The sequence below is a fragment of the Kitasatospora sp. NPDC004799 genome (assembly GCF_040609095.1).
Classification (GTDB): Bacteria; Actinomycetota; Actinomycetes; order Streptomycetales; family Streptomycetaceae; genus Kitasatospora.
Window position 1 is genome coordinate 1 of record NZ_JBEXJK010000014.1, and the last position, 13,927, is coordinate 13,927.

Consider the following 13,927-nt stretch of genomic DNA (forward strand, 5'->3'; position numbering starts at 1 on the left):
GGGGCGGGAGGTCCCCGCCCCGGCCCTCCGCCCGGTCGGCCGACAGGCCGACCGACCGGGCGTCAGTCCACCTCGACCGCGGCCTCGGCGAACTGCGCCTGGTAGAGCCGGGCGTAGGCGCCGTCGGCGGCGATCAGCTGGTCGTGCGAGCCCTGTTCGACGATCGAGCCGTTCTCCATCACCAGGATCACGTCGGCGTCCCGGATGGTGGAGAGCCGGTGGGCGATCACGAAGCTGGTGCGGCCGGTGCGCAGCCGGGCCATGGCCCGCTGGATCAGCACCTCGGTGCGGGTGTCGACGGAGCTGGTCGCCTCGTCCAGGACCAGGATGGACGGCTGGGCGAGGAACGCCCGGGCGATGGTGATCAGCTGCTTCTCGCCGGTGCTGACGCCGGTGCCCTCGTCGTCGATGACGGTGTCGTAGCCGTCCGGCAGGGTGCGCACGAAGCGGTCGACGTGGGCGGCCCTGGCGGCCTCGACGACCTGGTCGCGGGTGGCCGACTCGGCGCCGTAGGCGATGTTGTCGGCGATGGTGCCGCCGAACAGCCAGGTGTCCTGGAGCACCATGCCGATGCCGGAGCGCAGGTCCTCGCGGGACATCGCGGCGATGTCCACGCCGTCGAGGGTGATCCGCCCGGAGCTGACCTCGTAGAACCGCATCAGCAGGTTGACCAGGGTGGTCTTGCCGGCGCCGGTGGGGCCGACGATGGCGACGGTCTGGCCGGGCTCGACCTTGAGCGAGAGGTCCTCGATGAGCGGCTTCTCGGGGTCGTAGCGGAAGGTCACGTCCTGGAAGGCGACCCGGCCGCGGACCACGTCGGGCCGTTCGGGCATGGCCGGTTCGGGGCTCTGCTCGGGGGCGTCCAGCAGCTCGAAGACGCGCTCGGCGGAGGCGACGCCGGACTGCACCAGGTTGGCCATGCTGGCGACCTGGGTGAGCGGCTGGCTGAACTGCCGGGAGTACTGGATGAACGCCTGGACGTCGCCGATGGACAGCGCGCCGCTGGCCACCCGCAGGCCGCCGACGACGGCGACCAGCACGTACTGGAGGTTGCCGATCAGCATCATCGCGGGCTGGATGATGCCGGAGATGAACTGGGCCTTGTAACTGGCCTGGTAGAGCGACTCGTTGTGCTCGCGGAAGGTTTCTGCGGACTCCTGCTGCCGTCCGAACACCTTGACCAGGGTGTGGCCGGTGTACATCTCCTCGATGTGGGCGTTGAGCTGGCCGGTGGACTTCCACTGCTGGACGAACTGCGGCTGGGCCCGCTTGCCGACCTTGGTGGCGACGACCACCGAGACGGGCACCGAGACCAGCGCGATCAGGGCGAGCAGCGGGGAGATCCAGAACATCATCGCGAGCACACCGACCACGGTGAGCAGCGAGTTGACGACCTGTCCGAGGGTCTGCTGCATGGACTGGCCGATGTTGTCGATGTCGTTGGTGACCCGGCTGAGCACCTCGCCGCGCGGCTGCTTGTCGAAGTAGCTGAGCGGCAGCCGGGCGAGCTTGGCCTCGACGTCCTGGCGCAGCCGGTAACTGGCGGCCTGGATGGCGTTGGTGGCGAGCCGGCCCTGGAAGACGCCGAGGACGGAGGAGGCGACGTAGATGCCGAGCACCCAGAGCAGGACGCTGCCGATGGCGCCGAAGTCCATGCCCTGGCCGGGGACGAAGTCGACGGAGGCGAGCAGGTCGGCGACGCCGCCGTCGCCGTGGGCGCGCAGCCCGTCGACGACCTGTTCCTTGGAGGCGCCGGCCTGGAAGCGGGCGCCGACGACGCCGGCGAAGATCAGGTCGGTGGCGTCGCCGAGGATCTTGGGGCCGATGACGGCGCAGCCGATGCCGAGCACGCCGAGGACCAGGACGCCGATCAGGGTGTTGCGTTCGGGGCGCAGCAGGCCGAGGACGCGCTTGCCGGATCCCTTGAAGTCCATGGACTTCTCGGTGCCCTGGCCGCCCATGAAGCGGCCGGGGCCGGCCGGGCCGCGGCGGGCGGCGGCGGCCTGCGAGTCGCTGGGCAGCCCGGCGTCCGCGGCGGCGTCCTTCTTCAGGTCGGCCTTCGGGGCGTCCTTCGGGTCGGCCTTCGGGGCGGCGTCTCTCGGGGCCGGCCCCTTGTTCAGGTCGGGCTTCTTGCCGGGCGTGGTCACGCCGCCTCCTGCTCGGTGAGCTGGGAGAGCACGATCTCCCGGTACGTCGGGTTGTCGGCCATCAGCTCGTGGTGGGTTCCGGTGCCGACGACGGCGCCCTCGTCGAGGACGATGATCCGGTCGGCGTCGCGGATGGTGGACACGCGCTGGGCGACGATCAGGACGGTGGCGTCGGAGGTCTCGCGGGCGAGGGCCTTGCGGAGCTTGGCGTCGGTGGCGTAGTCGAGCGCGGAGAAGGAGTCGTCGAAGAGGTAGACGGAGGGCCGGCGCACCAGTGTCCGGGCGATGGCCAGGCGTTGGCGCTGGCCGCCGGAGACGTTGCCGCCGCCCTGGGCGATGGGGGCGTCCAGGCCCTCGGGCAGCTTCTCGACGAACTCCTTGGCCTGGGCGATCTCCAGGGCGTGCCAGAGCTCCTCGTCGGTGGCGTCGGGCCGGCCGTAGCGGAGGTTGCTGGCGACGGTGCCGGAGAAGAGGTAGGGCTTCTGCGGGACGATGCCGACGGTCTCGGCCAGTGCGGCGGGGGCGAGTTCGCGCACGTCCACGCCGTCCAGCAGGACCTGGCCGGAGGTGGCGTCGAAGAGCCGGGGGACGAGGCCGAGCAGGGTGGACTTGCCGCTGCCGGTGGAGCCGATGATGGCGGTGGTCTCGCCGGGGCGGGCGGTGAGGTCGATGCCGCGCAGCACCGAGGCCTCGGCGCCGGGGTAGCGGAAGTCGACGTCGCGCAGCTCCAGGTCGCCGCGGCGCGGCACCTCGGTGACGGGGGCGGTGGGCGGCACGACGCTGCTGTCGGTGCCGAGGACCTCCTCGATGCGCTCGGCGCAGACCTCGGCGCGCGGCACCATCATGAACATGAAGGTGGCCATCATGACGCTCATCAGGATCTGCATCAGGTAGGAGAGGAACGCGGTGAGCGCGCCGATCTCCATGGCGCCGTCGTCGATGCGGTGGGCGCCGAACCAGAGCACGGCGACGCTGGAGACGTTCACCACCAGCATGACGGCGGGGAACATGATGGACATCAGCCGCCCGACCTGGCGGGCGACGTGGGTGAGGTCCTCGTTGGCGCCGGCGAAGCGGGCCTGCTCCTGGTCGTCCTTGACGAAGGCGCGGATGACCCGGATGCCGGTGATCTGCTCGCGCAGGACCCGGTTCACGGTGTCGATCCGCTCCTGCATGCTGCGGAACCGGGGGCGCAGGGCGCGGACCAGCAGGACCACGACGACGCCGAGCGCGGGGATGACGGCGAGCAGCAGGCCGGACAGCGGGACGTCCTGGTTGAGCGCCATGATGATGCCGCCGACGCACATGATCGGCGCGGCGACCATGAGCGTGAAGCTCATCAGGGCGAGCATCTGGACCTGCTGGACGTCGTTGGTGGTGCGGGTGATCAGCGAGGGGGCGCCGAACTGGCCGACCTCGCGGGCGGAGAAGCTCTGCACCCGGTCGAAGACGGCGGCGCGGACGTCCCGGCCGAAGGCCATGGCGGTGCGGGCGCCGATGAAGACGGCGCCGATGGAGCACAGCGCCTGCAGGACGGTGACCGCGATCATCACCCCGCCGACGCGCAGGATGTAGCCGGTGTCGCCCTTGACCACCCCGTCGTCGATGATGTCGGCGTTGAGTGTCGGCAGGTAGAGCGCCGCGAGGGTGGACACCAGCTGGAGCAGCACCAGCAGGGTGATCGGTCGGGAGTACGGGCGCAGGTACGCCCTCAACAGTCTGATCAGCACTAGCACACTCTTGTCGTAGCCGGGCGGGTTCGCATCCCAATTCTCGGTGTTCTGTAGCGTCGTACAGGTCATTCGGCGTGCGGGAGCCTGAGGTTTGCCGGGCCTTTGCCGAACGGCCGGGTTCGGCGCCGGTGCGGTACGGGCGCGGCACCGGTCCGGAGGGGGCCGGCACGGGTGCGGCACCGGTGCGGCGGGGGCGTGCCGTCGGGCGCTGCCCCCTTACGGAATGACCGGTTTCCCCCTAGGCTGCTGATTGCCCCTTTGTTACTGACCGGTACCGCTCAGGTGAACCGGGGGCCCGGCGACCGCCCCCACGGACGCCGCGACAATCCCTCAGACGGCCACCCGCCCCCGGAGGTCCTCGTTGAGTTCCGCGCAGTCCCTGATCGACTCCGGCAGGCCCGACCTCGTCGCCGGGCGCCCCGCCTCCGTCGCCCACCTGTTCCTGGAGCGGGTCGCCCTGACCCCGAACGCCGAGGCCTACCGCTACCCCTCGCCCGTGGACGAGCAGGCCGCCGACGGCGCGCCCGGCGCCGAGCAGTGGCGCTCGCTCACCTGGGCGCAGACCGCGGCCCGGGTCAGGGCGGTGGCCGCCGGCCTGATGGCGCTCGGCATCCGGCCCGAGGACCGGGTGGCCCTGGCCTCCTCGACCCGGCTCGAATGGGTCCTCGCCGACCTCGGCGCCATGTGCGCGGGCGCCGCGATCACCACCGTCTACCCGAGCACCAACGCGGACGAGACCGCGTTCATCCTCTCCGACTCCGGCTCCCGGGCGCTGTTCGCCGAGAACGAGGCCCAGCTGGCCAAGGCCGTCGAGCAGATCGACCAGCTGCCCGAGCTGCGCACCGTGATCCTCTTCGACGCGCCCGGCGAGGCCCCCGGGACGGCCGGCCTGGAGCTGCTCACCCTGGCCGAGCTGGAGGAGCGCGGCGCCGCGTACCTGGCGGAGCACCCGGACGCGGTGGAGAAGGCCGTCGACGGGCTCGGCAAGGAGCAGCTGGCCACCCTCATCTACACCTCCGGCACCACCGGCCGCCCCAAGGGCGTGCGCCTGGTGCACGACTGCTGGGCGTACGAGGGCCGGGCGCAGGAGGCCAGCGGGCTGCTGGGCCCGGACGACGTGCAGTTCATGTGGCTGCCGCTGTCGCACGTGTTCGGCAAGACGCTGATCTCCGGGCAGATCGCCACCGGGCACGTGATGGCGCTGGACGGCCGGGTGGACCGGATCATCCACAACCTGCCGGCGATCCGGCCGACCATCATGGCCTCGGCGCCGCGCATCTTCGAGAAGGTCTACAACGGCATCGCCGGCAAGGCCAGATCCGAGGGCGGTGCCAAGTACAAGGTCTTCCTGTGGGCCGCCAAGGTGGCCCGCGCGCACGCCCGGGCGGTGCAGGAGAGCCGGATCGCCACCGGGGCCGAGAGCGCCCCGCTGGGCCTGCGGGTGCAGCACGCGCTCGCCGACAAGCTGGTGTATTCGAAGATCCGGGCGGCCTTCGGCGGCCGGCTGCGCGGCGCGGTCTCCGGCAGCGCCGCGCTCGCCCCGGAGATCGGCTACTTCTTCATCGGCGCCGGGGTGCCGATCCTGGAGGGCTACGGCCTGAGCGAGACCAGCGCCGGTTCCTGCGTCAACCGCGCCGAGGACGTGCGGATCGGCACGGTGGGCCGCCCGCTGCCCGGCACCGAGGTGCGGATCGCCGAGGACGGCGAGGTCCTGCTGCGCGGGCCGGGCGTCATGCGCGGCTACCACAACCTGCCGGAGAAGACCGCCGAGGTGCTGGAGCCGGACGGCTGGTTCCACACCGAGGACATCGGCGAGCTCAGCCCGGACGGCTTCCTGCGGATCACCGACCGCAAGAAGGACCTGTTCAAGACCTCCGGCGGCAAGTACGTGGCGCCCAGCGAGGTCGAGGGCAAGTTCAAGGCGGTCTGCCCGTTCGTCAGCAACATCCTGGTGATCGGCAACGGCCGCAACTACTGCACCGCGCTGATCGGCCTGGACGAGTCGGTGCTGCTGCCGTGGGCCGCCGAGCACGGCCTGGCCGGGAAGTCCTACGCCGAGCTGGCCGCCGAGCCGGCCGTGCACGAGCTGATCGAGGGCTTCGTCCGGCGGGTCAACGGCGACCTCCAGCGCTGGCAGACGATCAAGAAGTTCCACCTGCTGCCGCGCGACCTGGACATCGAGCACGGCGAGCTCACCCCGAGCCTGAAGATCAAGCGCCCGGTGGTCGAGCGGACCTACGCGGACGCGGTGGCCGCGATGTACGCGGGCGCCAACGAGGCCTGATCCGCCCCCGTCCCGTACGGCTCGCCGGTTCGGTCGGGCCGTACGGGACAATGGGCTCATGCCCTCCGCACTCCCCGACGGCGAACCGGTGCCGTCCGACGGTTCCCTGCCCGCGCACGCCCTCGCCGGGCTGGGCTCGCGGCCGTTCGGCTTCTACCTGCACGTGCCGTACTGCGCCAGCCGCTGCGGCTACTGCGACTTCAACACCTACACCGCCACCGAGCTGCGCTCCTCCGGGGCAGTCGCCTCGCAGGAGACGTACGCGGACAACGTGGTCGCCGAGATCCGGCTCGCCCGGAAGGTGCTGGGGGACGCCGACCTGCCGGTGCGGACGGTCTTCCTCGGCGGCGGCACCCCGACCCTGCTGCCCGCCCGCGACCTGGTGAAGATGCTCGCCGCGATCCGCGAGGAGTTCGGGCTCGCCGAGGGCGCCGAGGTCACCACCGAGGCCAACCCGGAGTCGGTGGACCCGGCGTACCTGGCCGAACTGCGCGAGGGCGGCTACAACCGGCTCTCCTTCGGCATGCAGAGCGCCCGCCCGCACGTGCTGCGGCTGCTCGACCGCCACCACACCCCGGGCCGCCCCGAGGCCTGCGTGGCCGAGGCCCGCGCGGCCGGCTTCGAGCACGTCAACCTCGACCTCATCTACGGCACCCCGGGCGAGTCCGACGACGACTGGCGGGCCTCCCTGGACGCCGCCATCGGCGCCGGGCCCGACCACGTCTCCGCGTACTCGCTGATCGTCGAGGAGGGCACCCGGCTCGCCGCCCGGGTCAAGCGCGGCGAACTGCCGATGATCGACGACGACGTGCACGCCGACCGCTACCTGATCGCCGAGGAGGCGCTCAGCGCCGCCGGCTACTCCTGGTACGAGGTCTCCAACTGGGCCACCACCCCCGAGGGCCGCTGCCGCCACAACGAGCTCTACTGGACCGGCGCCGACTGGTGGGGCGCCGGCCCCGGCGCCCACAGCCACGTCGGCGGCGTCCGCTGGTGGAACGCCAAGCACCCCGCCGCCTACGCCCGGGCCCTCGCCGAGCACCGCACCCCGGCCCAGGCCCGCGAGGTGCTGGCCGACGAGGACCGCCGCGTCGAGCGCATCCTCCTGGAGCTGCGCCTCGCCGACGGCATCCCCCTCGACCTGCTCACCCCCACCGGCCGCAGGGCCGCCGACCGCCACCTCGCCGACGGCCTCCTCGCCGCCGGCCCGTACCAGCAGGGCCGCGCCGCCCTCACCCTCCAGGGGAGGCTGCTCGCGGACGCCGTCGTGCGTGACCTGGTGGACTGACATTCGTTAACGTGGGAGTCAGCCGTCGGAGGGAGCGTGCGATGACCGCCATCGATGATCGGATGACCGGGATCTTCGAGAACCTGGAGGTGCCGGAAGGCGTCAAGGCCGAACTCATCAGGGGGGAAATCGTGATGATGGCGGGGCCTGACATGGTCCACAACCTCATCGTCTCCGGGATTCAGCACCAGACCCCCTACGACCGATGGCGAACGCTTCAGACCCAGGACCTGATCATCTCCGGTGAGGCCAGTGAACCGCAGCCGGACCTCGTCGTCTTCGAGCGTGGTGCCGTCCCGGAGGCGGGCCGCTTGCTGCCCGCCTCCGCGGTGACCGTTGTGGTCGAGGTGGTTTCCAAGACCAGCGTGCACCGGGACTACCGGATCAAGCGTGAGATGTACGCCCAGGGCGGGATCCCGGCGTACCTCATCGTTGATCCGCTCAAGGGCGTCTGTGTGCTCCTCACCGAACTGACCACCGATACGGCTTCGGGCGCCCCGGTGTACTGGTCCGAGCGGACCACGAAGTTCGGTGACCCGATTCAGCTCGACCTGCTGGACATCACGCTCGACACCTCGGAATTCCAGACCTACTCCTGACCCGGCAGGGCCGTGAAGTCGATCAACTCCTCGACCCGGCCGAGGAGTTCGGGCTCCAGGTCCTTGTAGGAGTTCACCTTGGAGAGAATGTGCTTCCAGGCCGCCGGGGTGTCCACCGGCCAGCCGAGGCGGCGGCAGGTGCCCTCCTTCCAGTCCTCGCCCCGGGGGACGGCGGGCCAGGCGGGGATGCCCACGGACGAGGGCTTCACGGCCTGCCAGACGTCGATGTAGGGGTGGCCGACGACCAGCACCGAGTCCCCGGTGACCTGGGCGGCGATGCGGTGCTCCTTCGTCCCCGGGAGGAGGTGGTCGACCAGGACTCCGAGGCGGCGGCCGGGGCCGGGGGCGAAGTCGGCGACGATCGCGGGCAGGTCGTCGATGCCGCGCAGGTACTCGACGACCACGCCCTCGACCCGCAGGTCGTCGCCCCAGACCCGCTCGACCAGCTCGGCGTCGTGCCGGCCCTCGACGTAGATGCGGGACTCCCGGGCGACCCGGGCGCGGGCGTTCGGGACGGCGATCGAGCCGGAGGCGGTGCGGGCCGGGGTGCGGGGTGCCGCCGGGCCGGTGGGGCGGACCAGGGTGACGACCCGGCCCTCCAGCAGGAAGCCGCGCGGCACCAGCGGGAACACCCGGTGCTTGCCGAAGCGGTCCTCCAGGGTGACGGTGAACCCCTCGGCGGTCTTCTCGCAGCGCACCACCGCCCCGCAGAAGCCGGTCGCCGCCTCCTCGACCACCAGGTCCCGCTCGGCGGGCACCTCCGGGGCGGGCTGCTGCTTCTTCCACGGCGGGGTCAGGTCGGGTCCGTACTGGCGGCTGCGCATACGGGTGATCATAGGGAGGGCGGACGGCGCGTCAGAGGCCCGGCGCGCCCCAGACCGGGAACCAGCGGCCCAGGTCCTTCTCCAGCCGCAGGTCGTTCCCCAGCAGCGCGTTGACCTGCAGCTCCAGCGCGCTGTCGCGCTTCTCCCCGCCGCCGGGCACCGGGGCGAAGGGGTAGAAGGTGCCCCGCTTGTAGAGGTAGACCAGGGCCAGCGACCGCCCCCGCGGATCACGGAAGCCCACCAGCGAGCAGAGCAGCTGCGGCCCGAAGCCGTTCGCCTCCAGCTCGCTGTTGACCGCGTGCAGGTCGTTCACCAGCTCCGGCAGCTCCTCGGGCCGGTGCCGGGCCAGCAGCCAGGAGTAGCCGTAGGCGTCCCGGGAGGCCTCCACCGGGACTCCGCCGCGGCCGGTGTCGGCGTCCAGCAGCGCCCGGACCTGCTGCTCGACCTGGACGAAGGCCGCGCCCTCGACGGCGGCGAAGCAGACCGAGCCGAGCCCGGTGGGGGTGAAGCCGGCCCCGGCCTCCAGGGTGAGCGCGGCGGACGGCACGCCGAACAGCTGGTCGAGGTCGGGCCTGACGGGCTTGCTGCGGCCGAACAGGGCGTCCAGGAATCCCATGGGGGTCCTTTCGGGAACGGGCGGGAACGGGGGCGTCAGCGGCCGAGCTGCTCGGAGATCCGCGCCAGCTGCGCCAGCCGCTGCTCCAGGCTCGGGTGGGTGGACAGCAGCTGCGAGGCGGCCTCCCGGGCGCTCAGCGCGGGGGCGAAGTAGAAGGCGTTGTACGGCTGCGCCTGGCGCAGGTCCTTGGTGGGGATGGCGGCGATCTGCCCGGTCACCTTGGTGAGCGCGGCGGCCAGGGCGCTGGGCCGGCCGGTGAGCTGGGCGGCGGCCCGGTCCGCGGCCAGCTCGCGGTAGCGGGACAGCAGCCGGGTGAGCAGGAAGCTGATCGCGTAGACGACCATCGACACCAGCGGGACGACCAGCGCCAGGACGGCCGCGCTCTGGTCGTTGTTGTTGCGCCCGCCGCCCATGAACCCGCCGTACACGGCGATCCGGGTCATCGCCCCGGCGAGGACGCCGAGGAAGCCGGCGATCGTCATCACCGCGACGTCCCGGTGGGCGACGTGCGACAGCTCGTGCGCGAGCACGCCCTCCAGCTCCTCCGGTTCCAGCCGGCGCAGCAGCCCGGTGGTCACGCAGACCACCGCGTTCTGCGGGTTGCGGCCGGTGGCGAAGGCGTTCGGCATGTCGTTGTCGGCGACCGCCACCCGGGGCTTGGGCATGTCGGCCAGCGCGCAGAGCCGGTCGACGGTGCCGTGCAGCTGGGGGAACTCCTCCGGGGACACCCGGTGGGCGCCCATCGCCCGCTCGGTGATCCGGTCGCTGAACCAGAACTGGGCCACGAACAGCCCGCCGGAGATCAGCACGATCAGTGGCCAGGCGCCGCGCAGCAGCGCGATCAGCAGGCCCGTGAAACCGACGTACAGCAGCCCGATCACGAACATCGTGGCGACCATGCGGCCGGTCAGGCCGCGGTCGGGCGCGAAGGGGGTACCCCCGGCCGGAGGCTGGGGGAGGGTGTGCTGGCCCGAGCTCGACATCGCTTGCTCCTCCGTTCGCCGTCGCTTTCGATGCTGCCACCCGGACGGCCTCCCGGCACCACCCCGGCGCCGACCGGACCGAACCGCCGGGGCCCCGCGGGCCGTGGGCGGAACTGCGGGGAGGATCACCCCGGTCGGGCCGTTCCTGCCGTAGGACCCGGGCCGTACACTGGCAGGTACGGTTTTGGCACTCGCGTGTTCAGAGTGCCAGGAACGGGGGCTTCCCGGAGGGGCCCGCAGCAGCGAGGGACACAGTCGGACAACGTGCGAAGACGGAGGTGCGTGCCCCATGGCCGGTGAGGTCCGCCAGCTGGACGAACGCAAGCTCGCCGTGCTCCGCGCGATCGTGCAGGACTACGTGGGCACCGAGGAGCCGGTCGGTTCCAAGGCCCTGGTGGAACGGCACAACCTCGGGGTCTCCCCGGCGACCGTCCGCAACGACATGGCGGCGCTGGAGGAGGAGGGGTACATCCACCAGCCGCACACCAGCGCCGGCCGCATCCCGACCGACAAGGGGTACCGCCTCTTCGTCGACAAGCTCGCCGAGATCAAGCCGATGAGCGCCCCCGAGCGCCGGGCCATCCGGCACTTCCTGGACGGCGCGGTCGACCTGGACGACGTGGTCGCCCGCACGGTGCGGCTGCTCGCCCAGCTGACCCGGCAGGTCGCGGTGGTGCAGTACCCCTCGCTGAGCCGCTCCACCGTCCGGCACATCGAGCTGGTGGCGCTGGCCCCGGCGAAGGTGATGCTGGTGCTGATCACCAACACCGGCCGGGTCGAGCAGCGGATGGTCGACTGCCCGGGCGCGGTCGGCGAGACGGTGCTGGCGGACCTGCGGGCCCGGATCAACGCGAGGGCCGCCGGCCGGCGCCTCCCCGAGGTCCCGGGGCTGCTGGAGGAGCTGCCGGCGCACTTCGAGCAGGCCGACCGGCCGACCGTCAGCACGGTCCTGGCGACCCTGTTCGAGACGCTCGCCGAGCAGAACGAGGAGCGGATCATGCTGGCCGGCACGGCCAACCTGACCCGCTTCGGGCACGACTTCCCGCTCACCATCCAGCCCGTGCTGGAGGCCCTGGAGGAGCAGGTCGTCCTGCTCCGCCTCCTGGGTGAGACCGCGGACGCCGCGATGACGGTCCGGATCGGGCGGGAGAACGCCTACGAGGGGCTGAATTCCACCTCGATCGTTTCGGTCGGCTACGGTTCGGGCGACGAGAGCGTGGCGAAACTGGGTGTGATCGGTCCGACCCGGATGGACTACCCGGGCACAATGGGGGCGGTGCGAGCGGTGGCGCGGTACGTGGGCCAGATCCTGGCCGAGTCCTAGCAAGCGGCCGTCGTTGAAACCCTTAACGGCGGCTAACCAGTCGCAGCACTACTACAGGCGGAACAAGCGGAGCATTTGGTGGCCACGGACTACTACGCGGTACTCGGCGTCCGACGGGATGCGGGGCAGGACGAGATCAAGAAGGCGTTCCGGCGCCTGGCACGCGAACTGCACCCGGACGTCAACCCGGACCCGAAGACGCAGGAGCGGTTCAAGGAGATCAACGCCGCCTACGAGGTGCTCTCCGACCCGCAGAAGCGTCAGGTCTACGACCTCGGCGGGGACCCGCTGTCCCCGGGCGGCGGCGGGGCGGGCGGCTTCGGGGCCGGCGCGGCCGGCTTCGGCTTCTCCGACATCATGGACGCCTTCTTCGGCGCCGCGGCCGGCCAGCGCGGCCCGCGCTCGCGCACCCGCCGCGGCCAGGACGCCATGATCCGGCTGGAGATCACCCTGGAGGAGGCCGCCTTCGGCACCACCAAGGAACTCCAGGTCGACACCGCCGTCACCTGCACCACCTGCAGCGGCGAGGGCGCGGCCCCCGGCACCTCCGCGCAGACCTGTGACATGTGCCGCGGCAAGGGCGAGGTCTCCCAGGTCACCCGGTCCTTCCTGGGCCAGGTCATGACCTCCCGCCCCTGCCCGCAGTGCCAGGGCTTCGGCACCGTCGTGCCGACCCCGTGCCCGGAGTGCGCCGGCGACGGCCGGGTGCGGGCCCGCCGCACCCTGACCGTCAAGATCCCGGCCGGTGTCGACAACGGCACCCGGATCCAGCTGGCCGGCGAGGGCGAGGTCGGCCCCGGCGGCGGCCCGGCCGGCGACCTGTACGTGGAGATCGCCGAGACCACCCACACCATCTTCCAGCGGCGCGGGGACGACCTGCACTGCACCGTCACCATCCCGATGACGGCGGCCGCGCTCGGCACCCAGGTGCCGCTGCAGACCCTGGACGGCCTGGAGGAGGTCGACATCCGGCCCGGCACCCAGTCCGGCCAGTCGATCCCGCTGCACGGCCGGGGCATCACCCACCTGCGCGGCGGCGGCCGGGGCGACCTGATAGTGCACGTCGAGGTGAAGACGCCCAGCAAGCTCGACGCCGAGCAGGAGGAGCTGCTGCGCCGCCTCGCGGTGCTGCGCGGCGAGGAGCGGCCGTCCGGCCAGTTCGCGCCGGGCCAGCAGGGCCTGTTCTCCCGGCTGAAGGACGCCTTCAACGGCCGGTAGTCGTCCGCGGAGGGGTGCCGGGGGAAGGCCCCCGGCACCCCTTCCGTGTTCCCGTCCCACTTTCGGAGGTTCCCCGTCATGACCGCGCCCGTCTTCTTCGTCGAGACCGAGCGGATCGCCACCGCCGCGCCCGGGGCCGTGGTGCGCCTGGACGGCCCGGAGGGGCGGCACGCGGCCGCGGTGAAGCGGCTGCAGCCGGGCGAGGCGGTGACCCTGGCCGACGGGCTGGGGCTCGGCGTGGACGGCACGGTCGCCGAGGTGCTCGGCAAGGACGAGGTCGACGTGGCGGTCGCCGCCGTGCGCCGGGAACCGGAGCCCGCGCCGCGGATCGTGGTCGTCCAGGCGCTGCCCAAGGGCGACCGCGGCGAGCTGGCCGTGGAGACGATGACCGAGGTCGGCGTGGACGTGGTGATCCCGTGGTCCGCCTCGCGCTGCATCACCCAGTGGAAGGGCGACCGCGGCGCCAAGGCGCTCGCCAAGTGGCGGGCCACCGCCCGGGAGGCGGGCAAGCAGTCCCGCCGGCTGCGCTTCCCCCTGGTGCGGGACGTGATGACCACCCGGCAGCTGACGCCGGTGCTGGCCGGGGCCGCGTTCGCCGCCGTGCTGCACGAGGAGGGCGCCGAGCCGCTCGCGCACGCCGGGCTGCCGGAGGGCGGGGACATCGTCCTGGTGGTCGGCCCGGAGGGCGGGGTCTCCCCGGAGGAGCTGGCCGCCTTCGCCGAGGCGGGCGCGAAGCCGTACCGGCTGGGCCCCTCGGTGCTGCGCACCTCCACCGCCGGGGTGGCCGCCGGCGCGCTGCTGCTCGGGCGCACCGGGCGCTGGTCCTGACGTTTGTTGCAGCGCCCCCCGACGGCACCCGGCGCGAGCGCGCGACGGCCGTCCGCGGGCGGCGCCGGGAGTCTGCGGAAAAC

11 protein-coding genes are annotated in these 13,927 nt (G+C 72.2%); 6 read left to right on the top strand and 5 right to left on the bottom strand.

Annotated elements, in window-relative coordinates; genetic code table 11:
• Positions 1–62 precede the first annotated feature (62 nt).
• Both ABZW03_RS03450 and ABZW03_RS03455 read right to left on the bottom strand, forming a co-directional pair.
• On the bottom strand, positions 63–1,961 hold the full coding sequence (locus tag ABZW03_RS03450; RefSeq protein ID WP_355251616.1) for an ABC transporter ATP-binding protein: 1,899 nt from the start codon (positions 1,959–1,961) through the stop codon (positions 63–65).
• 182 nt (positions 1,962–2,143) lie between these two features.
• A complete protein-coding gene (locus tag ABZW03_RS03455) occupies positions 2,144–3,877 on the bottom strand; it encodes an ABC transporter ATP-binding protein (protein WP_355251499.1) in 1,734 nt (577 codons plus the stop codon).
• Between the two features lie 364 nt (positions 3,878–4,241).
• Here ABZW03_RS03455 and ABZW03_RS03460 point away from each other — a divergent pair, with 364 nt between their 5' ends.
• Genes ABZW03_RS03460 through ABZW03_RS03470 form a run of 3 tightly spaced genes read left to right on the top strand, consistent with a single transcriptional unit; the run spans position 4,242 to position 8,051 of the window.
• A complete protein-coding gene (locus ABZW03_RS03460; protein ID WP_355251502.1) occupies positions 4,242–6,164 on the top strand; it encodes an AMP-binding protein in 1,923 nt (640 codons plus the stop codon).
• A gap of 58 nt (positions 6,165–6,222) precedes the next feature.
• Complete coding sequence (gene hemW, locus ABZW03_RS03465) at positions 6,223–7,452, top strand: radical SAM family heme chaperone HemW (RefSeq protein WP_355251505.1); 1,230 nt, start codon at positions 6,223–6,225, stop codon at positions 7,450–7,452.
• 41 nt (positions 7,453–7,493) lie between these two features.
• Positions 7,494–8,051, top strand: coding sequence for a Uma2 family endonuclease (locus tag ABZW03_RS03470; protein ID WP_355251508.1), 558 nt, complete (start codon positions 7,494–7,496; stop codon positions 8,049–8,051).
• On the opposite strand, the gene ABZW03_RS03475 is transcribed toward ABZW03_RS03470, so the two are convergent.
• The 3 genes from ABZW03_RS03475 to htpX are packed head-to-tail and all read right to left on the bottom strand — an operon-like array spanning position 8,042 to position 10,474.
• On the bottom strand, positions 8,042–8,875 hold the full coding sequence (locus ABZW03_RS03475; protein ID WP_355251511.1) for a DUF3097 domain-containing protein: 834 nt from the start codon (positions 8,873–8,875) through the stop codon (positions 8,042–8,044). The genes ABZW03_RS03470 and ABZW03_RS03475 overlap by 10 nt on opposite strands.
• 31 nt (positions 8,876–8,906) lie before the next feature.
• Entirely contained in the window at positions 8,907–9,491 is a 585-nt protein-coding gene (locus ABZW03_RS03480; protein ID WP_355251514.1) for a hypothetical protein, read from the bottom strand.
• A 35-nt stretch (positions 9,492–9,526) separates the two neighbouring features.
• The gene (gene htpX, locus ABZW03_RS03485) at positions 9,527–10,474 is read right to left on the bottom strand and encodes a zinc metalloprotease HtpX (protein ID WP_355251517.1); all 948 of its coding nucleotides are present in this window, start codon (positions 10,472–10,474) and stop codon (positions 9,527–9,529) included.
• Between the two features lie 289 nt (positions 10,475–10,763).
• On the opposite strand from htpX, the gene hrcA reads away from it, so the two are divergent.
• The 3 genes from hrcA (at position 10,764) to ABZW03_RS03500 (ending at position 13,844) form a co-directional block, all read left to right on the top strand.
• Positions 10,764–11,798 (top strand): heat-inducible transcriptional repressor HrcA, encoded by a 1,035-nt coding sequence (gene hrcA / locus ABZW03_RS03490; protein ID WP_355251520.1) that lies wholly within the window; start codon positions 10,764–10,766, stop codon positions 11,796–11,798.
• A 78-nt stretch (positions 11,799–11,876) separates the two neighbouring features.
• Positions 11,877–13,016, top strand: a complete 1,140-nt coding sequence (gene dnaJ, locus ABZW03_RS03495; RefSeq protein WP_355251523.1) for a molecular chaperone DnaJ — start codon at positions 11,877–11,879, stop codon at positions 13,014–13,016.
• 78 nt (positions 13,017–13,094) lie between these two features.
• Complete coding sequence (locus tag ABZW03_RS03500; RefSeq protein ID WP_355251526.1) at positions 13,095–13,844, top strand: 16S rRNA (uracil(1498)-N(3))-methyltransferase; 750 nt, start codon at positions 13,095–13,097, stop codon at positions 13,842–13,844.
• Positions 13,845–13,927 lie beyond the last annotated feature (83 nt).

Bases quoted from the DNA above. Each gene is read 5' to 3' on its own strand.
- ABZW03_RS03450 (WP_355251616.1), bottom strand. From the start codon at position 1,961: ATGGGCGGCCAGGGCACCGAGAAGTCCATGGACTTCAAGGGATCCGGC.
- hemW (WP_355251505.1), top strand. From the start codon at position 6,223: ATGCCCTCCGCACTCCCCGACGGCGAACCGGTGCCGTCCGACGGTTCC.
- ABZW03_RS03470 (WP_355251508.1), top strand. From the start codon at position 7,494: ATGACCGCCATCGATGATCGGATGACCGGGATCTTCGAGAACCTGGAG.
- ABZW03_RS03475 (WP_355251511.1), bottom strand. From the start codon at position 8,875: ATGCGCAGCCGCCAGTACGGACCCGACCTGACCCCGCCGTGGAAGAAG.
- ABZW03_RS03480 (WP_355251514.1), bottom strand. From the start codon at position 9,491: ATGGGATTCCTGGACGCCCTGTTCGGCCGCAGCAAGCCCGTCAGGCCC.
- htpX (WP_355251517.1), bottom strand. From the start codon at position 10,474: ATGTCGAGCTCGGGCCAGCACACCCTCCCCCAGCCTCCGGCCGGGGGT.
- hrcA (WP_355251520.1), top strand. From the start codon at position 10,764: ATGGCCGGTGAGGTCCGCCAGCTGGACGAACGCAAGCTCGCCGTGCTC.
- ABZW03_RS03500 (WP_355251526.1), top strand. From the start codon at position 13,095: ATGACCGCGCCCGTCTTCTTCGTCGAGACCGAGCGGATCGCCACCGCC.